Source organism: Breoghania corrubedonensis, from assembly GCF_003053845.1.
Classification (GTDB): domain Bacteria; phylum Pseudomonadota; class Alphaproteobacteria; order Rhizobiales; family Stappiaceae; genus Breoghania; species Breoghania corrubedonensis.
The window spans coordinates 201,433-223,752 of the sequence record NZ_QAYG01000005.1 but is presented as its reverse complement, the minus strand read 5'-3'; the positions used below and the strand labels follow the sequence as shown (position 1 = coordinate 223,752).

The window sequence follows — 22,320 nt, the reverse complement described above, 5'->3', positions numbered from 1 at the left end:
TCACAACACTCCCCGTGGCAGGTACACGTTGAAGACCTCGGCGAAAAGCCAGTTCAACCCGAACGAGAAGGTGATTGCGACAAGGAGCCCGATGAAGATGGGAACCGGACGACGCGGCATCAGCACCAGTTCGAGCCCGAAGATGAAGAGAAAACTTGCGAGCGAGAACCCCAGCACCGGGATGGCGACCAGACATGCCGCCAGTGCGGCGAGGCAGATGAAGACCAGATAACGCCGCTGTGCCCAGCGGACGGTCTCGCCCAGAAACCGGCCGAAGGCCTCATGCCGTATTTTCCGCAGCGCATCGATGATCGCAATCACGGCGACCAGCGCGATACCTGCGAAAACGATCTTGGGAAAAGCGCCCGCGCCCAGGCGTTCGAAACGCGATGGAGGGATCGCGTTGGCGGAGAGGAACAGGCCGACTGACGCAAACAGGAGCAGGCCATAGCTCAGAAGGCGGGCAATTTCGCCCGCCTCCTTTGCGTGTTCCTTGTCATAACCGGGCTCGCTCACGGCGCGAGCACCTTGGACAGGGACTTGACGGTCTTGTCGAGGTTGGACAGGTACGTCCGATAGGCTTCCTGACCGCGGAAATCGACCGAGGCACCCGCGTTGTGGGTCTGCTCGATGTAGGACTTGTCCTCGGACAGCTTCTTGAGCGCCGCTTCAAGCGTGTTGCGGGCTTCTTCCGGCGCACCCTTCGGCATGACGATGCCGCGGGTCACGTTGAGCTCCAGATCTTTCCCGTTCTCCGCGAAAGTCGGCACGTCCGGGGTCTCCGCGACGCGCTTTGCGGATCCGACGGCCAGGAACTGCAGATCGCCATTGTCGACGAATTCCTTCGAAGAAGAGATATCGCCAATGGCCGCATCAAGGTTGCCGCCAACCAGCGCGCGAATACGCTGCCCGGTTCCCTCATAGCCCACATAGGCGAACTTCAGGCCATAGGCCTGCTCGATCATCGCGGCGTCCAGATGCGGCACGCCGCCAAGCGTCACGCCCATGGTGATCTCGCCGGGGTGGGCCTTGGCGTATGCGACGAATTCCTGCAGGTTGCTGTAGTTCTCGGAGGGATGCACCACGAGGTATTGGGGTGAGGCCGTCATGAGGGCGATGGGGTCGAAGTCGTCCCAGGCCAGATCGGTGATGCCGGTTTCGGTCGCCACGAGCAGGCCTTCATGCACCTGGCTGATCGTGTAGCCGTCCGCGGCGCGGCGCGAGGCTTCGCGCAGGCCCACGGTGCCGCCGACGCCGGGCATGTTGATGATCGGCATGTCGACGCCGAGATACGGCTTGATCTTCCCCGAGATGATGCGCATCAGCGTGTCCGAACCTCCGCCCGGCGACCACGGAACGATGAACTCGACCGGCCGATCGGGATAATCCTGCGCGCTGACGGGCGCGGCGAAGAGTGCGGCTGCTGAAAATAGAGCGGCAAGGCTCATCCTGAGTTTCATGTCGATAGTTCCCTTTTTTATTGTCGGCGGGTCGAGCGCCGGCACTTGTGGTGAGGAGACGATAGTAACTCAAGCAAAAGCCACGAAAACCGCATATTTGTTGTCATTAAGTTTAGGTTCTCTTATGTTGCGACCATGGATATGCGGCAACTCGAGACGCTGCTCGCGGTGGAGCGCTATGGAGGATTTGCGGCGGCCGCACAGGCCGTGAACCTGACGGCGTCGGCCGTCAGCCAGCAGATCTCTGCGCTTGAGAGGGAGCTTGGCGCGGACCTCTTCGACCGCTCCCGTCGCCCTCCCGCATTGACCGCCAAGGGAGCCGAGGTCGTGCGCTCCGCGCGCATGATCTTGCAGATCTATACGGAAACCAAGGCTTCGGGCCCGGGAGGGCCGGTCCGCGGCACGCTGGCCCTCGGCACATTGCGCACCGGAGCGGATTCCCTTCTGCCGCGCACGCTGGCGCGGATGCGAGAACTCTACCCGGACCTTTCCGTTCGCCTGCGCATCGGCATGGCGGAAGAGCTGATGAGCGAGGTCGCTTCCGGCCAGCTTGACGCCGCGCTCGTCGCCGACCACGTTGCCGTGCCCTCGAGCCTGCGATGGACCGAGGTCGTGCGTGAGCCTCTGGTGGTGCTGACGCCGCCGGGGACGACAGATCTCTGTCTGGAAGATCTGGTGCGCAACACGCCCTATATTCGCTATCGTACACAGGTGCCGCTCGCCCGGCAGATCGATACGGAAATGGCCCGGCTGAACGTGGCGCCGAAGCAGCTCGTCTCGGTGAACACGATGACGGCGGTTATCGGTTGCGTGCATGCAGGGCTTGGCTTTGCGGTCATCCCCTATCTCACATTGCAGGACCGGATAACCGCCTCCCTGAACTGGTTTCCCTTCGGAGCACCGCCGATCAGCCGGCGGCTCGGGGTCGTACAACGGCCAAGCTCCGGCCGTACCGAAGTTCTCACGTCCCTGGTTTCCGCACTGACGGAGATGGGCCGGCCGCGCGACGACAACGATTGAGCGGGCGGCAAATGCGCGGACGCCGAAGAACGCGGCCGCGCCGAGTGCGCAAAGGGGCCCGTCCCGGTCTTGGCGCGCGCGGCTCGGATTCTTGTCGATCAAACGTGTTCGTTTGATCGGAAAGCGCTCTAGTACTTCAGGCCAAATTCGCTGATCTTGTTGAAGAGATGCCGCTTGGTGATGCCCAGATGGTTGGCCGCCTCGCCGATATCGTAGTTGTAGTGAATGAGAACCTTTTCGATGTAGCTCTTTTCGGTCTCCTTGCGGAGCTCTCTCAACGAGCGTGAATCGATGCCGGTTGACGGCTGAGCGTAGTCGGTGGGGACCACGGATTCATCGAGCTCGATCTGCCCTTCCTGCGAAAACACGACGAGCTTCTCGATAATGTTGCTGAGTTCGCGCACGTTGCCGGGAAACGGATAGGTCTTCAGGAATTCGGAAGCCTCGTCGCTGATGGCCGTCACCGCCCGATTGTACTTCCGGCTGAAGCGCGCGACGAAATAGGAGATGAACATGTCCAGATCCTCCCGGCGCTCTCTGAGCGGGGGAATCTGGATGTTGACCGCGTTGATGCGGAACAGAAGATCCTGCCGGAAACGGCTCGCGGCGATTTCCTCTTTGGCACTCTTGTTCGTGGCGGAAATGAGCCTGATGTCGATATCGATGCTCTTGTTGCTGCCAAGCCGTTCGATCGACCGGTTTTCGAGCACGCGCAGCAACTTCACCTGAATGGCGGGGGACAGTTCCAGCGCCTCATCAAGAAAGAACGTTCCTCCCTGAGCTTCCTCGAAGCGGCCGATCCGTCGGCCGACGGCCCCGGTGAACGCGCCCTTCTCGTAGCCGAACAGCTCCGCCTCGAGCAGGTTTTCGGGAAACGCCTGGCAGTTGATCGCCACGAACGGACCGTCCTTGCGCAGGCTGTTGTCGTGAACATGCCGCGCCAGGACTTCCTTTCCGACGCCGGATTCTCCGCTGAGCAGCACCGACAAATCCGTAGCGGCGACCTTCTCGACCACATGCTCGACCTGCCGCATCTTGGGGCTGGCGCTCGCGCTCAACAGGGGTTCGTTCAGGTCCAGTTCCGTGCGAACGATCTGCTTCAGCCGGTTGATCTTCTCGATCTCGTGCAGCAGCTCACCGGGATCCGTCCCCTTGATGAAGTAGCTGAACGCCCCCGAGCGGATCGCCTCGACGGCGTTGCGGATCGAACCGTAGCCGGTCACGATGATGACTTCCGCCGGCACCCCCATGGCCTTCATTGCCCGGAGCAACCCGATGCCATCCATGTTCGGCATGACCAGATCGCTCAGGACCAGATCGTAGGCGTTGGCGGCGAGCTTCGTCAGCGCATCGGCGGCTGAAGCCGCGTCGTCCACCTCGTGGCCGGCGTCGCGCAGAAGAATGTGGAAGAGTTGGCGGTACTCCGCTTCGTCATCCACGACAAGTATCGACAGTCCCGGATTCATACCACGCCTCTCAGTCTGACTGTAAATGCCGTCCCCTCGCCCAGCTTCGTCTTCACGCTGATCTCCCCTCCCAGTTTCTGAACTTCGTTGTAGACAATGTAGAGTCCGAGCCCCGTCCCCTTGTTGGGTCCCTTCGTCGTGAAGAACGGCAGGAAAAGCGACTTGATGTGCTCGTCCGAAATGCCCTCGCCCGTGTCGGAAACGGTGATGAAAGCGTCGCGACCTTTGGTCGTGGATGCGAGCTTGAGCGTCCCGCCGTCCGGCATGGCGTCGATCGCGTTGGAAAGCAGATTGATCAGGATGTGCTTCATGCTTTCGAGATTGGAATGGAGAAGCAGCGTTTCGGGCACATCCAGCGCCGTCTCTATTCCTGCAATCTCGTATGTCTTCTTGCCCAGGGCGAACAGCTCCGTTCCCAGCGCGTGCAGATTGAACGTGTCGCGTTCATCGCCCGAAAGGCGGGAGAAATTCAGCAGGTTGGAAATGATGGTGTTCGCGCGCTCGATCGAATTGTCGATGACGGTGAGATAACTGGCGATGGTTTCCGGCTGCGCGGTGACCGCCTGGGGCTGGGCGTTGCGGATCAGGTAGCTGTAGCTGCGGATCAAGCCGAGAGGATTGCGGATCTCGTGGGCCATGCCGGTTGCGAGTTCGCCGATGGCCGCCATCTTGTTCTCGAGTATCAGCTTCGACTCGTCTTCCTTTTCCTTTGTGACGTCCTTCACCGTGACGATGATGTTCACCACCTGGCCCTTGTCCTCGACGGGATAGAGCGCCACCCTCAGGACAGCGTCGTTGAAGGGGATCTGTTCCTCGCGGCTCTCCCCATTGCGGAACACGCCCTCGACCATGGCGTCGTTCTCGGTGAGAAAGGCGAGCGCGGGGAACTCCGCGATGGAACGCTCCTTGAGCTTCAGCCGGTCCGTGGCCAGATATTTCTCGAGACTGAAATTCGCATTCAGTATCTTGCGCGCGTGATCGAGGATGAAGATCATGTATGGAATGTTCTCCAGGATCTTCTCCAGCTCCAGTTTGCGATAGGCAAGTTCTTCCGTTCTCTTCGCGATTTCTTCCTTCATGCGCTGATGAACGGTCTGGAAGAGAAAGGCGACAGTCGCCAGCAGGACGATGGAGGCCATCGTCCAGATCAGCGCGCGCCGCTGGTTGGAGCCTTCCTCGATGGGAGAGGTCACCCCCATCCACTTTTGTTGCAGACGATTGATGATGTCGGCCTTCTTCAGGTGAAGAATGCCCTTGTTTATGATGCTGACCAGTCTCTCGTTGCCCTTGCGGGTGGCAAGGACAACGTCCTGCTCATAGAGGTAGTGGTCCGACAGGCTGAGCTGCCCGTGCGCCTGTTCCTGGTTCAGGTAATAGAGAAGTACGGGCTCGTCACCCACAACAGCATCCCCGTCCCCCGCCAGAAGAAGCTTGATGCTTTCCGCCTGGCTGTTGGCATAGACGAACGTCGCGTCAACGGCCTTCTCGTGCAAGAAGTCCTGCGCGTAGTCGCCGGTGGTCAGGATAATCCGCTTGCCTTGCAAATCGGCCAGCGTCTGGATCCGGCCCGCGTCCCGCCTTGAAAGGATGGCGCCGCGGAGCCTGTAGATCGGATAGGCGAAGGAATAGGTCTGGGCGCGCTCCGGACTGGCCGATATGTCGCAAAGATCGGTCTCGCCGTCCTTCAGTTTCAACAGGGCATCCGACCAGACGGAGGGAACGAACTCGATTTCGATCCCCAGCTCCACCGACAGACTGTTCACGTAGTCGATGACGATGCCTTTGTACTGGCCGGATCTCGGATCTATGTAGCTCAACGGAGGGGAGCTCGCATCCGTTCCATATATCAACCTGCCGTGCGACTTCAGGTAGTCTTTTTCTTCCTTGGTATAATCGGCCGAATATTTGACGTAATCACTCAGATTGAGGCCGTAGGTGTTCTCTACCAGGTAGTTCGCGATCAGCAAAATCGCACAGGCCAGAACGATGATGACAACGACGGTTCTGGCCAGCCTCTGCATGCGGCTCCTGCCGGTCCCGGCGCGGTGGGTCCGCCCCCTAAGTCGACGGAAGGCGAGGAGTTTCCTGCGAAGCCACATAGCGTCTTGCCCTGTCAGTTCGTAGCGCCAACCCCGAAGGTGGATGCGCACGAGCGGCATCCACTGGCCGGGTTCGGCAACGGTTCGCGAAAGGGGGGCCTCCTTCTTCCCTCAGCTTTCCGACGTTGCGTTCGGGTGACATCGCGACGACATGCTGGAAGACTGTCCGGCACACCTGTCTCCAAGATCCGCGACCATGCCCGGCACCTCCGCACAGACATCTCAAATGCCGCATATGGGCGGAGGACAGGCTTGCGAAACGCTGTCGATTCGAAGTCCGCTCGGAAGGTTGTTCGAGGTTGCGAGCCGTTTCCGCAAGCACGGCGGCCTGCGGCCGGGTACGATTGCGAAGGGCACATGCATATTCTGCGTCGTTTCATTTTCGGCTTATTCTTCAACGCACTTGCACCATAGCAGATACCCTGTGCCGATACGTTGATCTGGGGCGTATGTGATGATTTGTAGCGCAACTCGCCCCCGTCGTTTGCGACATGGGGCCTGTACGGACCGCGAACCGGCCGGTTCCCGACGAATGCGATGTCGGTAACCGGCCGGCCCAGATGGACAACCTTTTACGCGATTTCGGGCACGTAAACGGTTTCGCCCACCTCGGCGCTCGTGATCGTCGTCCCAGTTTCGCCGCGAACGAGCGCCGGCAGATCCTTCAGCGCGCCGATGACCGCCGGCTTGCCGGTCAGGCGCGCGAAGTTGCACGCCGCCGCAACCTTCGGCCCCATCGAGCCCGCCGGGAAGGCGTGCGCCGCCATCGCGTCGGGGGAGGCCCGCCGGATCGCGCGGGCCTCGGGCGTGCCCCAGTCGAGGAACACGGCATCGGCATCCGTCGCCATCACGAACATGTCGACATCGAGTTCACGTGCCAGCAGATCCGAGCACAGATCCTTGTCGATAACCGCCTCCACGCCGGCGAGCTTGCCGTCATCTCCGTAAGCGGTCGGAATGCCGCCGCCACCGGCCGCGACGACGACCGCCCCCTTCTCCAGGAGCCATTCGATCGGCCGGATCTCGAAGATCCGCTTCGGCTTGGGCGAGGGCACGACGCGGCGCCACTTGTTGCCATCCTGCCTGAAAGTCCAGCCCTTCTCCTTCTCCAGATCATCCGCCTCCTGCTCCGAATAGACCGGACCGATGAACTTGGTCGGATTGTCGAAGGCGGGATCGTTGCGATCGACCTCCGTCATCGTCAGCACGGTTGCGAACGGCACCTCGAACGGCAGCAGGTTGCCGAGCTCCTGCTCGATCATGTAGCCGATCAGGCCTTCCGTCTCCGCCCCCAGAACATCGAGGGGAAACAGCGAGCCGGGGTCGTAGGCATGGCCCTGCAGCGACAGCAGGCCGACCTGCGGCCCGTTGCCGTGGGTGACGATCACCTCGTTGCCGGGGCAGATCGTCGCGAGCGAGCGCGAGGCGGTGCGGACATTGGCGCGCTGCGCCTCCGCCGTCATCGGCTCGCCGCGGCAAAGCAGGGCGTTGCCGCCCAGTGCGACCAGGATACGCATGAGATCAGTCCCCCAATGTCGCGACGAGAAGCGCCTTGATGGCATGCATGCGGTTCTCGGCCTGTTCGAACGACAGGTTCTGTTCGGACTCAAAGACGTCCTCCGTCACCTCCATTCCGTTCAGCCCGAACTGCTCGAAGATCTCCTGGCCGATCTTGGTTTCCAGATTGTGGAAGGCGGGCAGGCAATGCAGGAACTTGGCCTGCGGGTTGGCGGTGGCCGCCATCAGCTTCTCGTTCACCTGATAGGGCCTGAGAAGCTCGATCCGCTCGCCCCACACCTCCTTGGGCTCGCCCATGGAGACCCACACGTCGGTGTAGACGAAGTCGACATCCTTCACCGCCGCGCAGACATCCTCGGTGATGGTGAGGCGTGCGCCGTGCTTTGCCTGCAGACTGCGCGCCTGCGACTGGTAGGTGTCGGCCGGCCACAGCACTTCGGGGCCCGCAAGACGCACGTCCATGCCCATCAGGCAGCCGCCCAGCATGAGCGAGTGCCCCATGTTGGAGCGCGTGTCGCCGACATAGGCGAACTTGATCTGGTTGAGCGGCTTGTCGGTGTACTCGCGCATGGTCATCAGATCGGCGAGGATCTGGGTCGGGTGATATTCGTCGGTGAGGCCGTTGTAGACCGGCACGCCGGAGAAGGCCGCCAGCTGCTCCACCGATTCCTGCGAGAAGCCACGAAACTCGATGGCGTCGTACATCCGCCCCAGAACGCGGGCCGTGTCCTTGACGGACTCCTTGTGCCCCATCTGCGAGCCCGCCGGATCGAGATAGGTCACATGCGCGCCCTGGTCGTGGCACGCGACCTCGAAGGCGCAGCGGGTTCTGGTCGAGGTCTTCTCGAAGATGAGGGCGATTTCCTTGCCCTTGAGATGCTGCTGCTCGGTATGGGCGTACTTCGCCCGCTTCAGGTCCCGGGCGAGGTCGAGCAGATACCTGAACTCGCGCTGGCTGTAGTCCTGGACGGTCAGCAGGGACCGGTCGCGAAGATTGAAAGACATAAGTGGAACTCCTGATGAAGATTGGTCAGAGGGAGACGGGATCGCGCAGCACGGGGCAGGTCATGCAGTGACCGCCGCCGCGGCCGCGGCCCAGTTCGCTTCCGCGGATGGCGATGACCTCGACGCCGGCGGCCCGCAGGGCGGCGTTGGTCATCTCGTTGCGCTCGTAGGCGACGACGACGCCCGGCTCGAGCGCGACGACATTGGCGCCGTCATCCCACTGCTCGCGCTGCAGCTCGTAGGCATCGGCGGCAGCGCCGGGAGTGACGACCCGCAGGTTCTGCTGGCCCATGGCTTCGGCCGCGATGCCGGTGCCCTCGGCGGTGAGGAAAGGCCGGGTCTCCGACTGGTAATCCACCTCGTCGTCGCGATCGCCGGGACGCAGGCTCCAGCAATGGATCTGCTCGCAGACCGGGATGTAGGCGTCGACCACATCGCGGTCGCAGACCGTGAACACCGTGTCGAGATGCATCGCCGCGCGGGATTTGGGCATCTGGCAGGCGATGACCCGTTCGGCGGCTTCCGCCCTGAACAGGGTCCGGGCGAGCTCGCCGACCGTCTGAGGCGTGGTCCGCTCTCCCATGCCGACGAGCACCACGCCATTGCCGATCGGCATGACGTCGCCGCCCTCCAGGGTGGCGTTGCCGGTGTTCAGATCGGGATCGCCCCACCAGATGCGGGCCCCGTCCGGCCCGAAGCGCGGATGGAACTTGTAGACCGCGGCGAGCAGCAGCGATTCCTGCCGGCGGGCCGGCCAGTACATCGGATTGACGGTCACGCCCTCGTAGATCCAGCAGGAGCTGTCGCGCATGAAGAGCGAGTTGGGCAGCGGCGCGAAGACGAAATCGTCCGGCTCCATGGAGCCGGCGACGAGGCCGTGCGCCTCGAAGGGCAGCTCCGAACAGGCGATGCCGCCGATCAGATGCTCGGCCAGAAGCCGCGAGGGCATTTCATCGAGCCAGGCGCGGATATCCTTGCACATGGCGGTGCCGACAAAACCGGGCGTGACGCGGCGGTCGAGGATGTAGGCGCGGCCCTGGGCCGTGTTCAGGACGTCGGCGAGCAGGTCGTGGAATTCGAGAACCTCGATGCCGCGGCCGCGCATCATCTGCACGAATGCGGCGTGTTCCTTCTGCGCCTCGGAAACCCAGAGCACGTCGTCGAACAGCAGTTCCTTGCAGTTTTCCGGCGTCAGGCGCTTCTGGGCGAGACCGGGACGGCAGACGATCACGGTCCTGAGCCGGCCGCATTCGGAATGGACGCCGAATTGCGACGCTCCTTCGGCGCCGACGAAATTCAGCATCTCCGGCGCGCAGGGCTGGGCTCCTTTGGTGGAAAGGCCAAGATCTTGCATTTTTTCCTCTTTCGGCTTGTCGGCAGAGGCATTGCCGACGGTGGAAGTGGACGAGATGGGGGAGCCGACCTGGTGGTCGCGTGGCCGGCTCCCCGCCCGACGGTCCCGGGCAGGCGGGGCGCGTCGGGGGGTGGAGACGCGGGAAAGGCGTTTCGCGCGTCTCAGAACGGCGAGATGGTTCCCTGGTAGATGAGCCAGCCGGCGACGCAGGCGGCGACGATCAGCGCCAGCGCGAACAGGCCTTCCCAGACGTTGAACAGCCGCGCATGTTCGCCGGCATTGCGCCGCGCGAGCACGTAGACGACCATTCCGGGGGCGAAGAGGATCGTCATCATCAGCAGGAAGGACGGGCCGGCGGCGTAGAGCATCCAGACGCCGTAGACGGTGGCGATCAGCCCGATGACGAGGTCCTTGGTGCGGCCCCTGGGGTTCTCGTCGTAGCTCTCGCCGGTCAGCGCGATCTTGAGCGCGTAGGCGCCGGAGAACAGGTACGGCGGCAGGATCGCGACGGTGGCGATGGAATAGAAGAACTGGTAGGCGGTAGAGGCGAACAGGCTGAGGATCAGGAAGATCTGGATCAGGCCGTTGGTCATCCACAGCGAGTTGACGGGCGCACCTGCCGCGTTTTCAGCCGAGAACCAGCGCGGGAAGATGCCGTCCTTGCCGCAGACGTAAGGGATCTCGGCGCACAGCAGCGTCCAGCTCAGGAAGGCGCCGCCGACGCAGATGACGAGGCCGAGATTGATGAGGCCCGAACCCCACTTGCCGGCGATCGGCTCCAGCACGTAGGCCATGGCCGGGACCTTGAGGCCCGCCAGCTCCGGCTGGGACAGGACGCCGGTGGAGAGCAGCGAGACCAGGATGTAGATCGCGAGCGTGGCGAGGAAGCCGATCACGGTCGCCCGTCCGACGTCGGAGCGCCGCGCGGCACGGCCCGAGAACACGCTCGCCCCCTCGATGCCGACAAACACCCACAAGGTGACGAGCATGGTGCTCTTGACCTGCCCCATGACGCTGCCGAGCCCCTCGAAGCCGTCGGCGGTGGCGTTGCCCCAGAAGTTGAAGGTGAACTTGTCGTAGTTGAAGGCCAGCAGCGTCAGCACGATGAACAAGAGCAGCGGCGCCAGCTTGGCGATCGTGGTGATGACGTTGACGAAGGCGGCTTCCCGGACCCCGCGCAGCACCAGCGTGTGCAGCAGCCACAGGCAGATCGAGGCGCCGATGACGGACACCAGATTGTTGCCGGCGCCGAAGACGGGAAAGAAGAAGGCCAGCGCGCTGAAGATGGCGACCGCATAGGACACGTTGCCGAGAAAGGCGCTGATCCAGTAGCCCCAGGCGCTGGAGAAGCCGACGAAATCGCCGAAGCCCGCGCGGGCATAGGCATAGGGGCCGGCGTTCAGCTCCGGTTTTCGCATGGAGAGGTTCTGGTAGACCAGCGCGAGCGCCAGCACGCCGATACCGGTGATGACCCATCCCAGAATGATCGCGCCCGGGCTGGCGGCGGCCGAAGCGTCGTGCGGCAGGTTGAAGACACCTCCGCCAAGCTCCGATCCGACGACCAGTGCGACCAGCGGCAGAAGCGTGAGCTTGCCGCTCTTTGACGACGTGGCGGCGCCAGCGCTTTCTTCTGCTTGAACGGCGACATCTGCGACGGCATTTATATTTTCTGTGTTTGACATGTCTCGATACTCCGCATCGTGGACTTGTCCTGGTGCATGACGTCACGAAGGGGCGGTTGCGCAGGTTCGTTGCAACGGATGGGAGCGGGCATGCGGGTGCCCTGTCCCCCGACGCTATCGGTCGAACTGGCAAGAGATCCTCGGTCGCGAACGCAACGACCTGGCGGCGATGTGAGAGAGGGTTAGGAGCGGTTCCCGCCCGCGATGACGGGCGGTCCGCGCTGCACCCGAAGCCGCGAATTCCGGCCAGTTTCAGCCCGGCGACACTGCCGCTCTTCTTCGGCATGCCATCCGGAGTTGCGGCAGGAATTGGTCAATCGAAATCGCGTGGGCCTCTCGATCGTCGTCGGCTCGAAATCCCGCTGTCTGTCGTCGCGATGCTGTCTGCTTGCACGGTCCAGAGCCCGGGATGCGGCTTTTGCGGCGTTGGTCATTCGACTGTTTCCTTTTGCAACGTAGGAATTGCAAAAGGCGTGCCACAATAAAGACAAAGAAAATTCCGCGCGTTCTCGCCGAATTTCCAAATAACGCGCTGCGCGCGAGAAGAAATTTTCAGGGGAATAATGAAATTTTTTTCATTGACCGGCGCGCCCGGAGTGCCGCTGGATCCAGTCGAAGGCACACAAGACCTGTCCCACCCTTGTGAAGGGACGATGATGGAGCTGCCGATCCAGGCCCGTCCCCGGTCATCACCGATCCGCCGCAGCGTGGAGACGCAGGCATCCGAGAATGGACGGACCTTCCCGGACGCCCCAGCCCGCCCGCCTCGCCCTTGGCGCCAGGCTTATTCGTGTTCCGACATCTTATCAGGCGGTTGCGATCATACCCCCGCCGCGATCGGCAAGGAGGACGAGGCCGATGGCGGGGCCCCTGCTGTCGTTGACGAAAAGGCTTCCCCCGACAAGTTCGCCGACTGTGGGTGCGGCAGCACGGCCACATGTCCACCGGAGATCTGCTCCAGAGGCTATATCAATTGGAAATTCGTTCGTGAGAGCCCCCACGGCGGAGGCTAATCGTACCTACTGCCAACGGCAAGCGACTGTGTTGCGGTCGGAGAACCAGGCCCTTGGGACTGTTGCCATCCGATCTTGCGCGCCGTGCCACCTGGTTTTGCGCGCTACAGGTAGCTGGATTGCCGGATCGTCCGCCAACTTGGTGGCGTACGGTGATCGGTGATACATAGGCTATTGCACGCGGCAATCGGCGATAAGTGGCGGAGGAGGTGGGATTCGAACCCACGAGACGGTTGCCCGCCTGCCGGTTTTCAAGACCGGTGCCTTCAACCACTCGGCCACTCCTCCGGGAAATGCGCCCCTCCTTTGAGGGGATGGAAGCGCGTTGTCAAGCGGCGTGGTGTGGATGGGCGCGTATAACCGCGGTGCGGAGAATATTATCCCCGGACACCCGCGCCGTTAAACGGTCGCGAACTAGCCCTCTTCCTTCTTCAGCATGTAACCCAGAAAACGGACGGATTCGATCGGATCGTAACCCAGCTGCATCTTCAACTTCTTGCGCAGCTTGGAAATGTGACTTTCCACGACGCTCTCGTCCACATCCTCGTTGGAAATGCCGTAAACCGCATTGTAGATCTGCGTTTTGGTCACCCGGCGACCATGGTTGCGAGCCATGAATTCAAGGATCCGTCTTTCGCGACGAGGCAGGGCGTATTCCTCGCCGGCGATGACAGGATCGCGCCCGTCGAAGTAGACACGGATGCCCCCGACCTGCATGTCGTCCGCATCCTTGATCGCACGACGGCGGATGGCCCCCACCCGCGCCATGATCTCGCGGACATGGATCGGCTTGCGCAGGACATCGTCGACCCCGGCGGCAAACAGCTCCAGTGTCTGTTCCAGGCACGTCTTCTCGTTGAGTGCAAGAACCGGCGCTTGCCTGACACGGTTGCGAATGATGCGAGGATAGGTCGAACGCTCTTCGCAGTCACCGATGAGAAACGCGTCTACCGCAGTCAATTCATCTTGCGGAGTCGTATTTACCCAATCGCTAAACTCATCAGGCGGCAAACCGAGCGAAGAGATTCCTTCTCGTTCGAACCCGGAAGCGTAACCTGAGGTCACTATCTCTCTATCGTCTACAATGATGAACACGGTGATCAGCCCTCGAATACTCAGCCCGCATCATCCGTATGGTGTAATATAACGGACGTCAATTATTTCGGATGTTATCCAAACGCTGATTGTATTACATTGTTATAAATCCGTAAGCGGTGGCGGAAAAATCTTAATAAAAAACAATATATTCCACTTTGCAAAGAACCTAGCGTCAATTCACATCCCAGACAAGTTCTCGTAAAATTTGAAATTTCACGTGGTTAAAGAATTAAAACCACTCAACGCCGAAATCATGTTTTCAAAGACGCGCATATATACGGATAACCGCCAGTTTCCGTGCACATTGCATGCGAAGACGCCCCCCACGCGGCAGGCCGCGGAGGTTAACTCGGCAACAAGAATGTGAAGCTGGCAAGGAAAGAACAGGACCGGCGACAGCCCCCGCAACGTGAAATCGGCGCTTGCGGATGCGTCTGGCTCCCCGGTCAGGGCGCCACGAAGCCGGGCGAGGAACGGGTGTCGCGATCGGCGTTTGCGTGGCGGGGAGAAATCGACAGAAACAGGTGCGCGCGTATCCCGCGCGTCACGATTCGGCGGGCGATGCGTCGGCTGACAGCGCACGGGCCAGCGCGTCGAAGGGATCGCTGGCGATCTTGTCGCGCCCGCCCTGGCGCAGCGCCTCGTAAATGCGGGGCACGATCTGGCAGGCGTAGTCAAGTTGCGGATCGTTTCCGGGTTGATAGCCACCCATGAGCCGCAGGTCGCGCGTATCCTCGTACCGTGCGATCAGCCCCTTCAGGCGCATGACGAGTTCGCGCTGATCGGCCGTCCAGGCATGCTGTGCGAGGCGGGAAATGGATGCCAGCACGTCAACGGCCGGGTAGCGGCCGGCGTCCGCGATCGAGCGGCTCAGCACGATATGACCATCGAGAATGCCGCGGATGCTGTCAGCGACGGGATCGTTGTGGTCGTCGCCGTCCACGAGAACGGAAAAGACGCCGGTGATCGCACCGCCGCCGTTGACCCCGGGCCCGGCGCGTTCCAGCAGCCGGGGCAGCTCGGAAAAGACACTCGGCGTATAGCCGCGTGCCACGGGCGGTTCACCCGCCGCCATCGCCACATCGCGCGAGGCGTGGGCAAAGCGGGTCGCGGAATCGATGATCAGCAAAACGGAGTCGCCGCGATCACGGAAATGCTCGGCGATGGTCATGGCCGTCTTGGGTGCCAGGCGCCGCATCATCGGGCTCTCGTCACCGGTGGAAACGACGACGACGGACTTCCCGATCGCCTCGCCGAGCGCATCCTCGATAAACTCGCGCACCTCTCGCGACCGCTCGCCGACAAGCCCCACGACGACCGTATCGAAATCGCCGGAGCGTGCGAACATGGCGAGCAGGGTCGATTTGCCAACGCCCGAACCGGCAAAGATGCCGACGCGCTGGCCGATACAAAGAGGCGTGAAGAGATCGACGACGCGCACGCCGGTGCGAACGGGCGTCGTCACACGCGCGCGCTTCAGCGGCGGCGGCGGATCCCGGTCGAGCGGCACGGCACGGGTGCCTGGAGGGATGGGGCCCCGGTCGTCCACCGGCTGGCCCAGAGCGTTGACCACCCTGCCCTTCCAGCTTGCGTCCGGATGGATCGTCAGTCCGCCGACGCGATAGATCCGCGTCCCGATACCGACGGCTGTCTGCCTGTCGAACGGCTTGACGATGGCCTCTTCCTCATCAAGGCGGATGATCTCGCCATGCTGGGGCTTGTCCTTCGTCTCAAGAACGACCGTGTCTCCCAGGCACACGAAGGACGACAGCCCAACGACCCGGTAGAAATTCGGCGCCACCTGGTTGATCCGGCCGCCAATGCGCACCGGCGCCACCTCCTGAAGCGTTGAGGCGACCGTTCGTTCCAGCCGTTCAAGCTTGTTCATCGCCCAACAGTCCCATGTGCCGCTGGCGCAGCGTTTCCAGCACGCTCAACGGAAGGTGGTTATTGGGATCCGCCGCCAGCCCCTCGACACTCGCCGGAATGGCGGGTTCGCGAGCCCCCCATTGCGGGGCGTCGGGCGCGTCGTTCGAACCTGCAACGGGGAAGCGGGCGATCGCGGCTTCCGGGCGCAGCCATTTGAAAAGATCCGTCGGTGCGCCGGGCGCGGCTTCAGCGCCCGAAACAGCTTCGGCAACGCTGTCGCTTTCGGTCGGGGGCGCGGGCGTACCCGGGGCGTCGCCGGACGTGGCAAGCTGCACATCTCGCGTCTGAAAATGATCAGAAACGGCATCGCCCACCATGGCCATCCCAAGGAAGGCGCCCATCCCCACCGGGCCGCCAAGCGCCATGCCATAAAGAGCGCTGCCGGCATAGTGAGCCTGGGGAGAGATTTCGTCGCCCGTGACAGCGCGGTAGAGGCTGCCGACAAGCGGCAATTGCTGGAGCGGGTTCAGCGTGTCGATCAGATCGGAAAAGCCGAAGCCCTCGGCGTCGCCTTCACGCGCGGATGCGGCCGGACCGGCGGATATCCTCGCGGTCTGGGCGGACGCTGCCGGACGCACGGGGTTTGGCCGGGGCAACTGCACCTCGGCCCGCTCCACCGGTTTTGCCAGCGGCGTGACGGCGATCTCGCTCATGAGGTCTCACCCAGCTCGCGGATCGCCTGTTGCTGGTTGTCCGCCCCGGAATCGATCATCTTGGAAATGCTCTCGAAGGTGCGGGTGAGCTCGATCATCTTGGTCATTTCACGGATCGGGTTGACGTTTGAGCCTTCCGTGTAGCCTTGCGCGAAGCCGTTTTCGGAAAATTCCAGCACCGGCGTCGCCGGCTTGTCCGGGATGACCGCGGAATTGTCGTAACGCGTCAGACGGGCATCGCTGGCGATCGTGAACAAGCCGACATCGCCCAAGCGGTTCTCGCCCTGATAGACGGCACCGTCCGCGGTGATCGTCGGCGAACCGGCTTCGGGATCGAGCATGATCGGAAGACCGCCGCTATCGAGAACCGGATAGTTGTTCACCGAACGCAACATGCCGTCCGTTCCCATCTGCATCCGGCCGTCACGCGTGTAGGCGATGCCGGAAGTGGTGCGCACGGCGAGCCATCCATCCCCGTCGATGGCGATATCCAGCGGATTGTCGGTCTTGGTGAGGCCACCGTGCTGACGCGAGATGTAGGTTTCACCGCCATTGGCGAAGGAGACCGGATCCGGCCCCTTCTTCGACAGCACCTCGGAAAACTTGATCTCGTCGGCGCGGTAGCCGGCGGTGTTCATGTTGGCGACGTTGCGCGCGACCGTATCGAGCCGGCGCGCGATGGCGACCTGGCTCGAAAGCGAGACATAGAGCGACGACTGCATGGCTCACATACCCCCGAGCTTCAGGTTCTGGATGCTGGCGAGCAGGCTTTCGTCCATCGCCACGGTCTTGTTCGCCGAAGTGATCACCTGCAGCGCCGGCGAGGTCGCCGTGGCTGTCTTGTTTTTCATGTCGTACATGGCCGTGAACCGCGCGAGGAATTTCTCCGTCTTCTCCGGATCCTGGAAGTCCTCGATATCGATGCGGTCCGCGATGAAGGCAGCCTGCTTGTCGATGTCGGCGGAGGCGAACTCGTCGGGCAGACCGAGCGCGGTGTAGACGACCTGGGCCATGGCCTTGTCTGCGAGTAGATCCATGCCGCTGTCGATCTGGGAAGCCTTGCGCGAGAAATAGAGCGCCAGCCGCACGCCTTCGTTGGAGGACCCCTCGTTTTCTTCCAGCGTCTGACGCATGTAGGCGTCGACGACATCCTGCTGGGTCCTGTCGAAGGATGTGGTGGCTTCACCGTAGCGCGCGAAATTGAAGGTCTTGGCGAACGTCGCGTACTTTTCGTCGGCCAGCTGATTGGCGAAGGAATCGTCTTTGTCGGTCCCCTCCTCCAGCACCTTGCGCATGAACGCCTTGGCGTAGTCCATGTCTTCAAGGCCGAACGCCTTCATGGCGTAGTCAAAGAGCTGGTCGTCCTCCAGGAAGTCGTCGATCGACTTCACGTTGCCGATGTTTTCCAGATAGTAGGCGCTCTGGCGCTTCACGACGGGATCCGTGGCGACGGTCGTCAGCGATCGATCCAGGTTCTTCGTCACGATCTGGTACTGAAGCAGCGTACTTATCATTACAGCGCCCTCACAATTCTCGCCCTCACGATGCTGACGAGGGCTTTGCAAGGATGATCGCGGTCGTGGCTTGCCTCAGGCTGACGTGGTGAACCGGGGGGTCGGCAAGGCGCGGGAGAGAGGCTTAAAGAAGCAGCTTCGCCGCGCTTTTTGCGCTGGATTCCGAGTCTGGCCATGCGCCTCCGGCGCAGACCGCCCGGAATGAGGAGCGTGTGGCCAAGCTGTAGCCAAACTCGCCCTTCCTCATTCCGGACAAGTGAGGCGCAAGCCGAGCGCTGATCCGGAATCCAGAAATCAGCGCGCCGCAGGCGCTCAATTTCCCCTTCTACCTTCCCCTATCCTTTCCCTCTCACCGCCCCCTTCCCGCTCCGACAGCTTCGGGCAAGCCTCGCCCTCTAGCCTCCTGTCCATACAAACGAGCCAGCTCAAGCAGGAGGCGGCAATTGACTATCATCATCGGCCTGATCATCGCCGGCGCGTCGCTGATCGGCGGCTTTGCAGCGCTCGGCGGCAATGTCCTCGTGCTCTGGCAGCCCTATGAATTCGTGATCATCGTCGGGGTCGCGCTGGGCACCTATGTGGTTGCCAACCCGCTCAAGGTGATCAGCGACAGCGGTCGCGCCATCGGCGAAGCCCTCTTCCATTCCGTACCCGGCAAGCGGGACTATCTCGACGTGGTCGGCGTTCTCTACGCCTTGATGCGGGAATTGCGCGCCAAGGGCCGCAACGAGGTGGAGCCGCATATCGAGGACCCCGACAATTCCGATATCTTCCGCAAGTTCCCCACCCTGCAGAAGCAAAAGTCCCTCAGAACCTTCGTTTGCGATTACTTCCGCCTGATCATCGTCGGCAATGCGCGCCCGCATGAAATCGAAGCGCTCATGGACGAGGAACTGGAAACCATCGCGCGCGACAAGATGAAACCCTACCACTCGATGACGGTGCTGGCCGAAGCGCTGCCCGCCATCGGCATCGTCGCCGCGGTGCTGGGCGTCATCAAGGCGATGGGCGCGATCGACCAGTCGCCGCAGATCCTGGGCGGGCTGATCGGAGCGGCCCTCGTCGGCACCTTCCTCGGTATCTTCCTGTCCTATGCGCTGGTCACACCGCTCGCCAACAACATCAAGGGCGTGCGCGAACGCAGGCTTCGTCCCTACATCATCGTCAAGCAGTCGCTGCTGGCCTTCCTCAACGGAGCCGCGCCGCAGATCGCGGTCGAGCACGGCCGCAAGACCATCAATGCCAACGATCGCCCCTCGATCGACGAGGTGGAGAACGAAACCATGGCCCATGCCGTCATGGCAAGCGGAGACAACGTTCAGGAACTGAACCAGAAGGGAGCGGCCTGACGCCATGATGGATACAGCTACCGCCACCGTGTCGGAACGCTCGCAGATCACCGATCGCCTGCTCGATGCCGCCGGCATCTCAGTCGATCGCCTGCCGATGCTGCCTGTGGTTTTCGACCGCATGGCCCGCATCTTCGCCGACGCCATGCGTCAGAAGTCGACGTCGCCGTCCTACATCTCGGTATCCTACATCGACAACGAGCGCATCGGCGACGTGCTCGACGAACAGGAGGCGAATGCGCTCATCGCGGTGTTCTATTCGCCCGAATGGGACAGCCGCATCCTGATCGGCTTCGACCGCGACTTCATCTTCACGCTGGCCGACGTGCTCTTCGGCGCGGACGGAACCGAGCCGCCGGTCGATGACGAGCGCAGCTTCTCCAACATCGAGACGCGGATCGCCCGCACCATTTTCGATGAAGCAGCCAAGGCGCTGCGCGCCTCGTTCAAGCCCATCGCGGAAACCCAGCTGAAGCTGGAGCGCATCGAGAGCCGGATGGATTTCGCCATTCTGGGCCGGCGCAACAATCCGGCCGTCGTCGGCCGGCTGCTGGTGCAGGCGATCGGGCGCGGCGGCGAGGTCTTCGTGATCCTGCCGCACGCCACGCTGAACCCGCTGCGCCAGCGCCTGTCGCAGGTCATCTCCGGTGAAATGACCAACCGCGACAAGGAATGGACCCACCACTTCCAGAGCGAGATCCAGCGCACCGAAGTGAAGCTGCAGGCGATCATGGAAGAGCGACAGATGACTCTCGGCGAAATCGTCGATCTGGAGGTCGGCCAGGTTATCGAGCTTCAGGCCACGCCCAGAAGCCCGGTCAAGCTGGAATGCAACAAGCAGCCGATCTTTACCTGCCGGCTCGGCCGGCTCGACGGCGCCTACACGCTTCAGGTGGAAGACCTGATCTACCAGAACGAGGATCTGCTCGATGATCTCCTATCTCGTTGACGCCGCGCTGATGGTCGCGCTCGTGATCACCAGCGTCAAGATGATCGCGATGTATCGCGAGTTGAAGCGGCTGGGCGGCTATCACGCCGACTACCAGCGGATCTTCGATCAGACCACGCTGGCGCTCGACGGCATCGAGGTCTCGATTCAGGAGATCAACGTGCGCGGCGCCCAGGTCCTCAATGCGCTGGGCTCCCGCATGGACGATGCGCGCGGCATCATCGCCGACATCGAGACATTGATGCGCGATGCCCGCAAGCACCAGGCGGCGCTGCGTTCGGAGATGCGTGCGCTTCAGGCCGAGCGCGAAAGGCAGTGCAAGGGCCACTGCAAGGAGCAGAACGCCGAGGATGCGACGGGAGAGCGCAAGGCCGGAAGCGAAAAGACGAGCCAGGAAACGGTCGACCGCGATCGCGCGGGTCGCGACAAGGCGCGCCTTTACACGAGCAAGGGCAACCGGCTTGCGGTCGATGCCCAGGCATTCGCGACCGCCAATTCCACAGACATGCGCGTCCAGCGCATCGATGACAGCACCTATGCGGGCTCGTTCCGGTCCGTTTGTGTAGGCGAGAAGGATACTGCGAAATGAGTGATATCAACGATTTCGGCATTGGCCACGAAGATGGCGACGACAACACGATGGCAGCGAAAATGCACGATTTCGGGACCTCCGACGCCCCTCACGTCTCCAAGCACGCGATGCACGACGATGCGGACGATGAGGAGAAGCGCAACCTGGATACCATTCTCGGCATCCCCGTCGATGTGCAGGTGGTGCTCGGTTCCGCCTCCATGCTGGTCGCGAACCTGCTGAAGCTCGGCCGTGGCTCGGTCATCCCGCTCAACCACCGTGTCGGAGAGCCCGTCGACATCGTCGTCAACGGCCGCGTCGTCGCCCGTGGCGAGGTCGTGGTCGTGGAAGACGACAATTCGCGGTTCGGCGTTTCGCTGACCGAAATCATCGGAAACCAGGCCGGCGCGCTCGAAGCCTGAGTTGCGCGACCCGAGCGATAACGCCCGAGCAATAACGGATGAACGCAGATGAATGCCAATGTGAGCATCGAACCTCAGCGCAGGCCGAAGCCGCTGCGCGGCATCCAGAAGGTGGCGGCGCTGCTGCTGGCGATGGGAAAGACAAACGCCGGCCGTCTCCTCAGACACTTCGACCAGGAGGAGATCCGGCTCATCACGCTGAACGCCGCTCAGCTCGGGGCCGTCAGTTCGGCCGAGCTCGACGAGATCGCGGATGAGTTCCTGAGTCAGTTCGCCAATGGCGCCAGCCTTTTCGGGACTGCTGGCGAAGTGGAGAAGATGCTCGACGGCGTGCTGTCCGAGGATGCGGTCTCCGAGATCATGGCCGACGTGCTGGGCAATTCCAATCGCTCGATTTGGGACCGGATCGCGACCGTGTCGGAAACGGTACTCGCCAACTATCTCGCCAAGGAGCACCCGCAGACCGCGGCGCTGATCCTGTCGAAGATCCGGCCGGCGAGCGCGGCCAAGGTGCTGGGCCAGATGCCCGGCCCCTTACGCAACCAGCTCATGCGCCGCATGCTGTCGATCAAGCCGATCGTGCAGGAGATCATGCGCGACGTGGAGAAGACCCTGCACGAGGACTTCATGCTGAACCTTTCGGGATCGATGGAGGCCGACAGCTTCGCCCGCATGGCGGACATCCTCAACAAGATGGAGCGCGACCACATGGAGGAAGCGCTGGAAAACCTCAACGAGGAACGCCCGAAGTCGGCGGAGCTGCTGAAGGGGCTGCTTTTCACCTTCGACGATATCACCAACCTGAACGCCCGCACCCGCATGGCGATCTTCGACCAAATCTCCACCGACAGCATCGTCATGGCGCTCAAGGGCACCACGGCGCAGTTCCGGGAGGTGATCCTGTCGTCGCTGACCTCGCGCATGCGGCGCATTGTGGAATTCGAGCTCAATTCCGGCGAACCGGCTTCCCAGCGCGATGTGCTGGAAGCGCGCCGCGCGATCACCGACCTCGCCCTGGAAATGGCCGGGCGGGGCGAGATCGAGCTCAATCCCAAGCAGGACGAAAGCACCTATTTCAGTTGATCGCCCGCGCCGGCGGTGGGCCCGCACGGGTCCCCGTTCGACGCGGCGAAGCAATAGGGTGCGCTTCGTGCGGGTACGCATGGGGCGGTTTCACAAGGCCTTTGCGATTTCCAACAGGGCACGTCTCCGGCCGCT

General features: G+C 62.3%; 19 protein-coding genes and 1 tRNA gene. 6 read left to right on the top strand and 14 right to left on the bottom strand.

Going from position 1 to position 22,320, the window contains the following annotated elements:
• Together C8N35_RS14845 and C8N35_RS14840 are read right to left on the bottom strand one after the other, a co-directional pair.
• Positions 1 to 516: a tripartite tricarboxylate transporter TctB family protein gene (locus C8N35_RS14845; protein ID WP_107990475.1), complete on the bottom strand. Its 516-nt coding sequence runs from the start codon at positions 514 to 516 to the stop codon at positions 1 to 3.
• Positions 513 to 1,460 (bottom strand): Bug family tripartite tricarboxylate transporter substrate binding protein, encoded by a 948-nt coding sequence (locus C8N35_RS14840; protein ID WP_107990474.1) that lies wholly within the window; start codon positions 1,458 to 1,460, stop codon positions 513 to 515. The genes C8N35_RS14845 and C8N35_RS14840 overlap by 4 nt, the downstream gene beginning before the upstream one ends.
• 141 nt (positions 1,461 to 1,601) lie before the next feature.
• Between C8N35_RS14840 and C8N35_RS14835 the strand changes: the two genes are divergently transcribed.
• On the top strand, positions 1,602 to 2,480 hold the full coding sequence (locus C8N35_RS14835) for a LysR family transcriptional regulator (RefSeq protein ID WP_210203538.1): 879 nt from the start codon (positions 1,602 to 1,604) through the stop codon (positions 2,478 to 2,480).
• 128 nt (positions 2,481 to 2,608) lie between these two features.
• Here C8N35_RS14835 and C8N35_RS14830 read toward each other — a convergent pair whose 3' ends face one another.
• The 12 genes from C8N35_RS14830 to C8N35_RS14775 all read right to left on the bottom strand — a co-directional run bounded on the left by C8N35_RS14830 (position 2,609) and on the right by C8N35_RS14775 (position 17,811).
• A complete protein-coding gene (locus C8N35_RS14830) occupies positions 2,609 to 3,946 on the bottom strand; it encodes a sigma-54-dependent transcriptional regulator (RefSeq protein WP_107990472.1) in 1,338 nt (445 codons plus the stop codon).
• Complete coding sequence (locus tag C8N35_RS14825; protein ID WP_170122114.1) at positions 3,943 to 5,967, bottom strand: transporter substrate-binding domain-containing protein; 2,025 nt, start codon at positions 5,965 to 5,967, stop codon at positions 3,943 to 3,945. The genes C8N35_RS14830 and C8N35_RS14825 overlap by 4 nt, the downstream gene beginning before the upstream one ends.
• Positions 5,968 to 6,617: 650 nt before the next feature.
• The gene (gene arcC, locus C8N35_RS14820; RefSeq protein WP_107990470.1) at positions 6,618 to 7,562 is read right to left on the bottom strand and encodes a carbamate kinase; all 945 of its coding nucleotides are present in this window, start codon (positions 7,560 to 7,562) and stop codon (positions 6,618 to 6,620) included.
• A gap of 4 nt (positions 7,563 to 7,566) precedes the next feature.
• Positions 7,567 to 8,568 carry an ornithine carbamoyltransferase gene (argF, locus tag C8N35_RS14815; protein WP_107990469.1) on the bottom strand — a complete coding sequence of 334 codons (1,002 nt, stop codon included), beginning with the start codon at positions 8,566 to 8,568 and terminating at the stop codon, positions 7,567 to 7,569.
• Positions 8,569 to 8,593: 25 nt separating this feature from the next.
• On the bottom strand, positions 8,594 to 9,871 hold the full coding sequence (locus C8N35_RS14810; protein WP_107990578.1) for an arginine deiminase: 1,278 nt from the start codon (positions 9,869 to 9,871) through the stop codon (positions 8,594 to 8,596).
• Between the two features lie 212 nt (positions 9,872 to 10,083).
• Positions 10,084 to 11,604, bottom strand: coding sequence for an arginine-ornithine antiporter (gene arcD / locus C8N35_RS14805; protein ID WP_107990468.1), 1,521 nt, complete (start codon positions 11,602 to 11,604; stop codon positions 10,084 to 10,086).
• A gap of 1,211 nt (positions 11,605 to 12,815) precedes the next feature.
• Positions 12,816 to 12,905: transfer RNA gene (locus tag C8N35_RS14800), tRNA-Ser, on the bottom strand.
• 126 nt (positions 12,906 to 13,031) lie between these two features.
• Positions 13,032 to 13,577 carry a response regulator transcription factor gene (locus tag C8N35_RS14795; protein WP_342753503.1) on the bottom strand — a complete coding sequence of 182 codons (546 nt, stop codon included), beginning with the start codon at positions 13,575 to 13,577 and terminating at the stop codon, positions 13,032 to 13,034.
• 682 nt (positions 13,578 to 14,259) lie between these two features.
• Positions 14,260 to 15,603 (bottom strand): flagellar protein export ATPase FliI, encoded by a 1,344-nt coding sequence (fliI, locus tag C8N35_RS14790; RefSeq protein ID WP_107990466.1) that lies wholly within the window; start codon positions 15,601 to 15,603, stop codon positions 14,260 to 14,262.
• Complete coding sequence (locus C8N35_RS14785; protein ID WP_107990465.1) at positions 15,590 to 16,297, bottom strand: hypothetical protein; 708 nt, start codon at positions 16,295 to 16,297, stop codon at positions 15,590 to 15,592. Before C8N35_RS14785 ends, fliI begins: the two co-directional genes overlap by 14 nt.
• Entirely contained in the window at positions 16,294 to 17,019 is a 726-nt protein-coding gene (gene flgF, locus C8N35_RS14780) for a flagellar basal-body rod protein FlgF (RefSeq protein ID WP_107990464.1), read from the bottom strand. The genes C8N35_RS14785 and flgF overlap by 4 nt, the downstream gene beginning before the upstream one ends.
• 3 nt (positions 17,020 to 17,022) lie before the next feature.
• The gene (locus tag C8N35_RS14775) at positions 17,023 to 17,811 is read right to left on the bottom strand and encodes a DUF1217 domain-containing protein (protein ID WP_107990463.1); all 789 of its coding nucleotides are present in this window, start codon (positions 17,809 to 17,811) and stop codon (positions 17,023 to 17,025) included.
• A gap of 443 nt (positions 17,812 to 18,254) precedes the next feature.
• Between C8N35_RS14775 and motA the strand changes: the two genes are divergently transcribed.
• The 5 genes from motA to C8N35_RS14750 all read left to right on the top strand — a co-directional run bounded on the left by motA (position 18,255) and on the right by C8N35_RS14750 (position 22,185).
• Complete coding sequence (motA, locus tag C8N35_RS14770; RefSeq protein WP_107990462.1) at positions 18,255 to 19,160, top strand: flagellar motor stator protein MotA; 906 nt, start codon at positions 18,255 to 18,257, stop codon at positions 19,158 to 19,160.
• A gap of 4 nt (positions 19,161 to 19,164) precedes the next feature.
• Positions 19,165 to 20,109 (top strand): flagellar motor switch protein FliM, encoded by a 945-nt coding sequence (locus C8N35_RS14765; RefSeq protein ID WP_107990461.1) that lies wholly within the window; start codon positions 19,165 to 19,167, stop codon positions 20,107 to 20,109.
• Complete coding sequence (locus C8N35_RS14760; RefSeq protein ID WP_107990460.1) at positions 20,090 to 20,698, top strand: hypothetical protein; 609 nt, start codon at positions 20,090 to 20,092, stop codon at positions 20,696 to 20,698. The genes C8N35_RS14765 and C8N35_RS14760 overlap by 20 nt, the downstream gene beginning before the upstream one ends.
• A gap of 110 nt (positions 20,699 to 20,808) precedes the next feature.
• On the top strand, positions 20,809 to 21,102 hold the full coding sequence (gene fliN, locus C8N35_RS14755; RefSeq protein WP_245926809.1) for a flagellar motor switch protein FliN: 294 nt from the start codon (positions 20,809 to 20,811) through the stop codon (positions 21,100 to 21,102).
• A gap of 48 nt (positions 21,103 to 21,150) precedes the next feature.
• Positions 21,151 to 22,185 carry a flagellar motor switch protein FliG gene (locus C8N35_RS14750; RefSeq protein ID WP_107990459.1) on the top strand — a complete coding sequence of 345 codons (1,035 nt, stop codon included), beginning with the start codon at positions 21,151 to 21,153 and terminating at the stop codon, positions 22,183 to 22,185.
• The last annotated feature ends 135 nt before the right edge of the window (positions 22,186 to 22,320 follow it).

Bases quoted from the DNA above. Each gene is read 5' to 3' on its own strand.
- C8N35_RS14840 (WP_107990474.1), bottom strand. From the start codon at position 1,460: ATGAAACTCAGGATGAGCCTTGCCGCTCTATTTTCAGCAGCCGCACTC.
- C8N35_RS14835 (WP_210203538.1), top strand. From the start codon at position 1,602: ATGCGGCAACTCGAGACGCTGCTCGCGGTGGAGCGCTATGGAGGATTT.
- C8N35_RS14830 (WP_107990472.1), bottom strand. From the start codon at position 3,946: ATGAATCCGGGACTGTCGATACTTGTCGTGGATGACGAAGCGGAGTAC.
- C8N35_RS14825 (WP_170122114.1), bottom strand. From the start codon at position 5,967: ATGCAGAGGCTGGCCAGAACCGTCGTTGTCATCATCGTTCTGGCCTGT.
- arcC (WP_107990470.1), bottom strand. From the start codon at position 7,562: ATGCGTATCCTGGTCGCACTGGGCGGCAACGCCCTGCTTTGCCGCGGC.
- argF (WP_107990469.1), bottom strand. From the start codon at position 8,568: ATGTCTTTCAATCTTCGCGACCGGTCCCTGCTGACCGTCCAGGACTAC.
- C8N35_RS14810 (WP_107990578.1), bottom strand. From the start codon at position 9,871: ATGCTGAATTTCGTCGGCGCCGAAGGAGCGTCGCAATTCGGCGTCCAT.
- arcD (WP_107990468.1), bottom strand. From the start codon at position 11,604: ATGTCAAACACAGAAAATATAAATGCCGTCGCAGATGTCGCCGTTCAA.
- fliI (WP_107990466.1), bottom strand. From the start codon at position 15,603: ATGAACAAGCTTGAACGGCTGGAACGAACGGTCGCCTCAACGCTTCAG.
- C8N35_RS14785 (WP_107990465.1), bottom strand. From the start codon at position 16,297: ATGAGCGAGATCGCCGTCACGCCGCTGGCAAAACCGGTGGAGCGGGCC.
- flgF (WP_107990464.1), bottom strand. From the start codon at position 17,019: ATGCAGTCGTCGCTCTATGTCTCGCTTTCGAGCCAGGTCGCCATCGCG.
- C8N35_RS14775 (WP_107990463.1), bottom strand. From the start codon at position 17,811: ATGATAAGTACGCTGCTTCAGTACCAGATCGTGACGAAGAACCTGGAT.
- C8N35_RS14765 (WP_107990461.1), top strand. From the start codon at position 19,165: ATGATGGATACAGCTACCGCCACCGTGTCGGAACGCTCGCAGATCACC.
- C8N35_RS14760 (WP_107990460.1), top strand. From the start codon at position 20,090: ATGATCTCCTATCTCGTTGACGCCGCGCTGATGGTCGCGCTCGTGATC.
- fliN (WP_245926809.1), top strand. From the start codon at position 20,809: ATGCACGACGATGCGGACGATGAGGAGAAGCGCAACCTGGATACCATT.
- C8N35_RS14750 (WP_107990459.1), top strand. From the start codon at position 21,151: ATGAATGCCAATGTGAGCATCGAACCTCAGCGCAGGCCGAAGCCGCTG.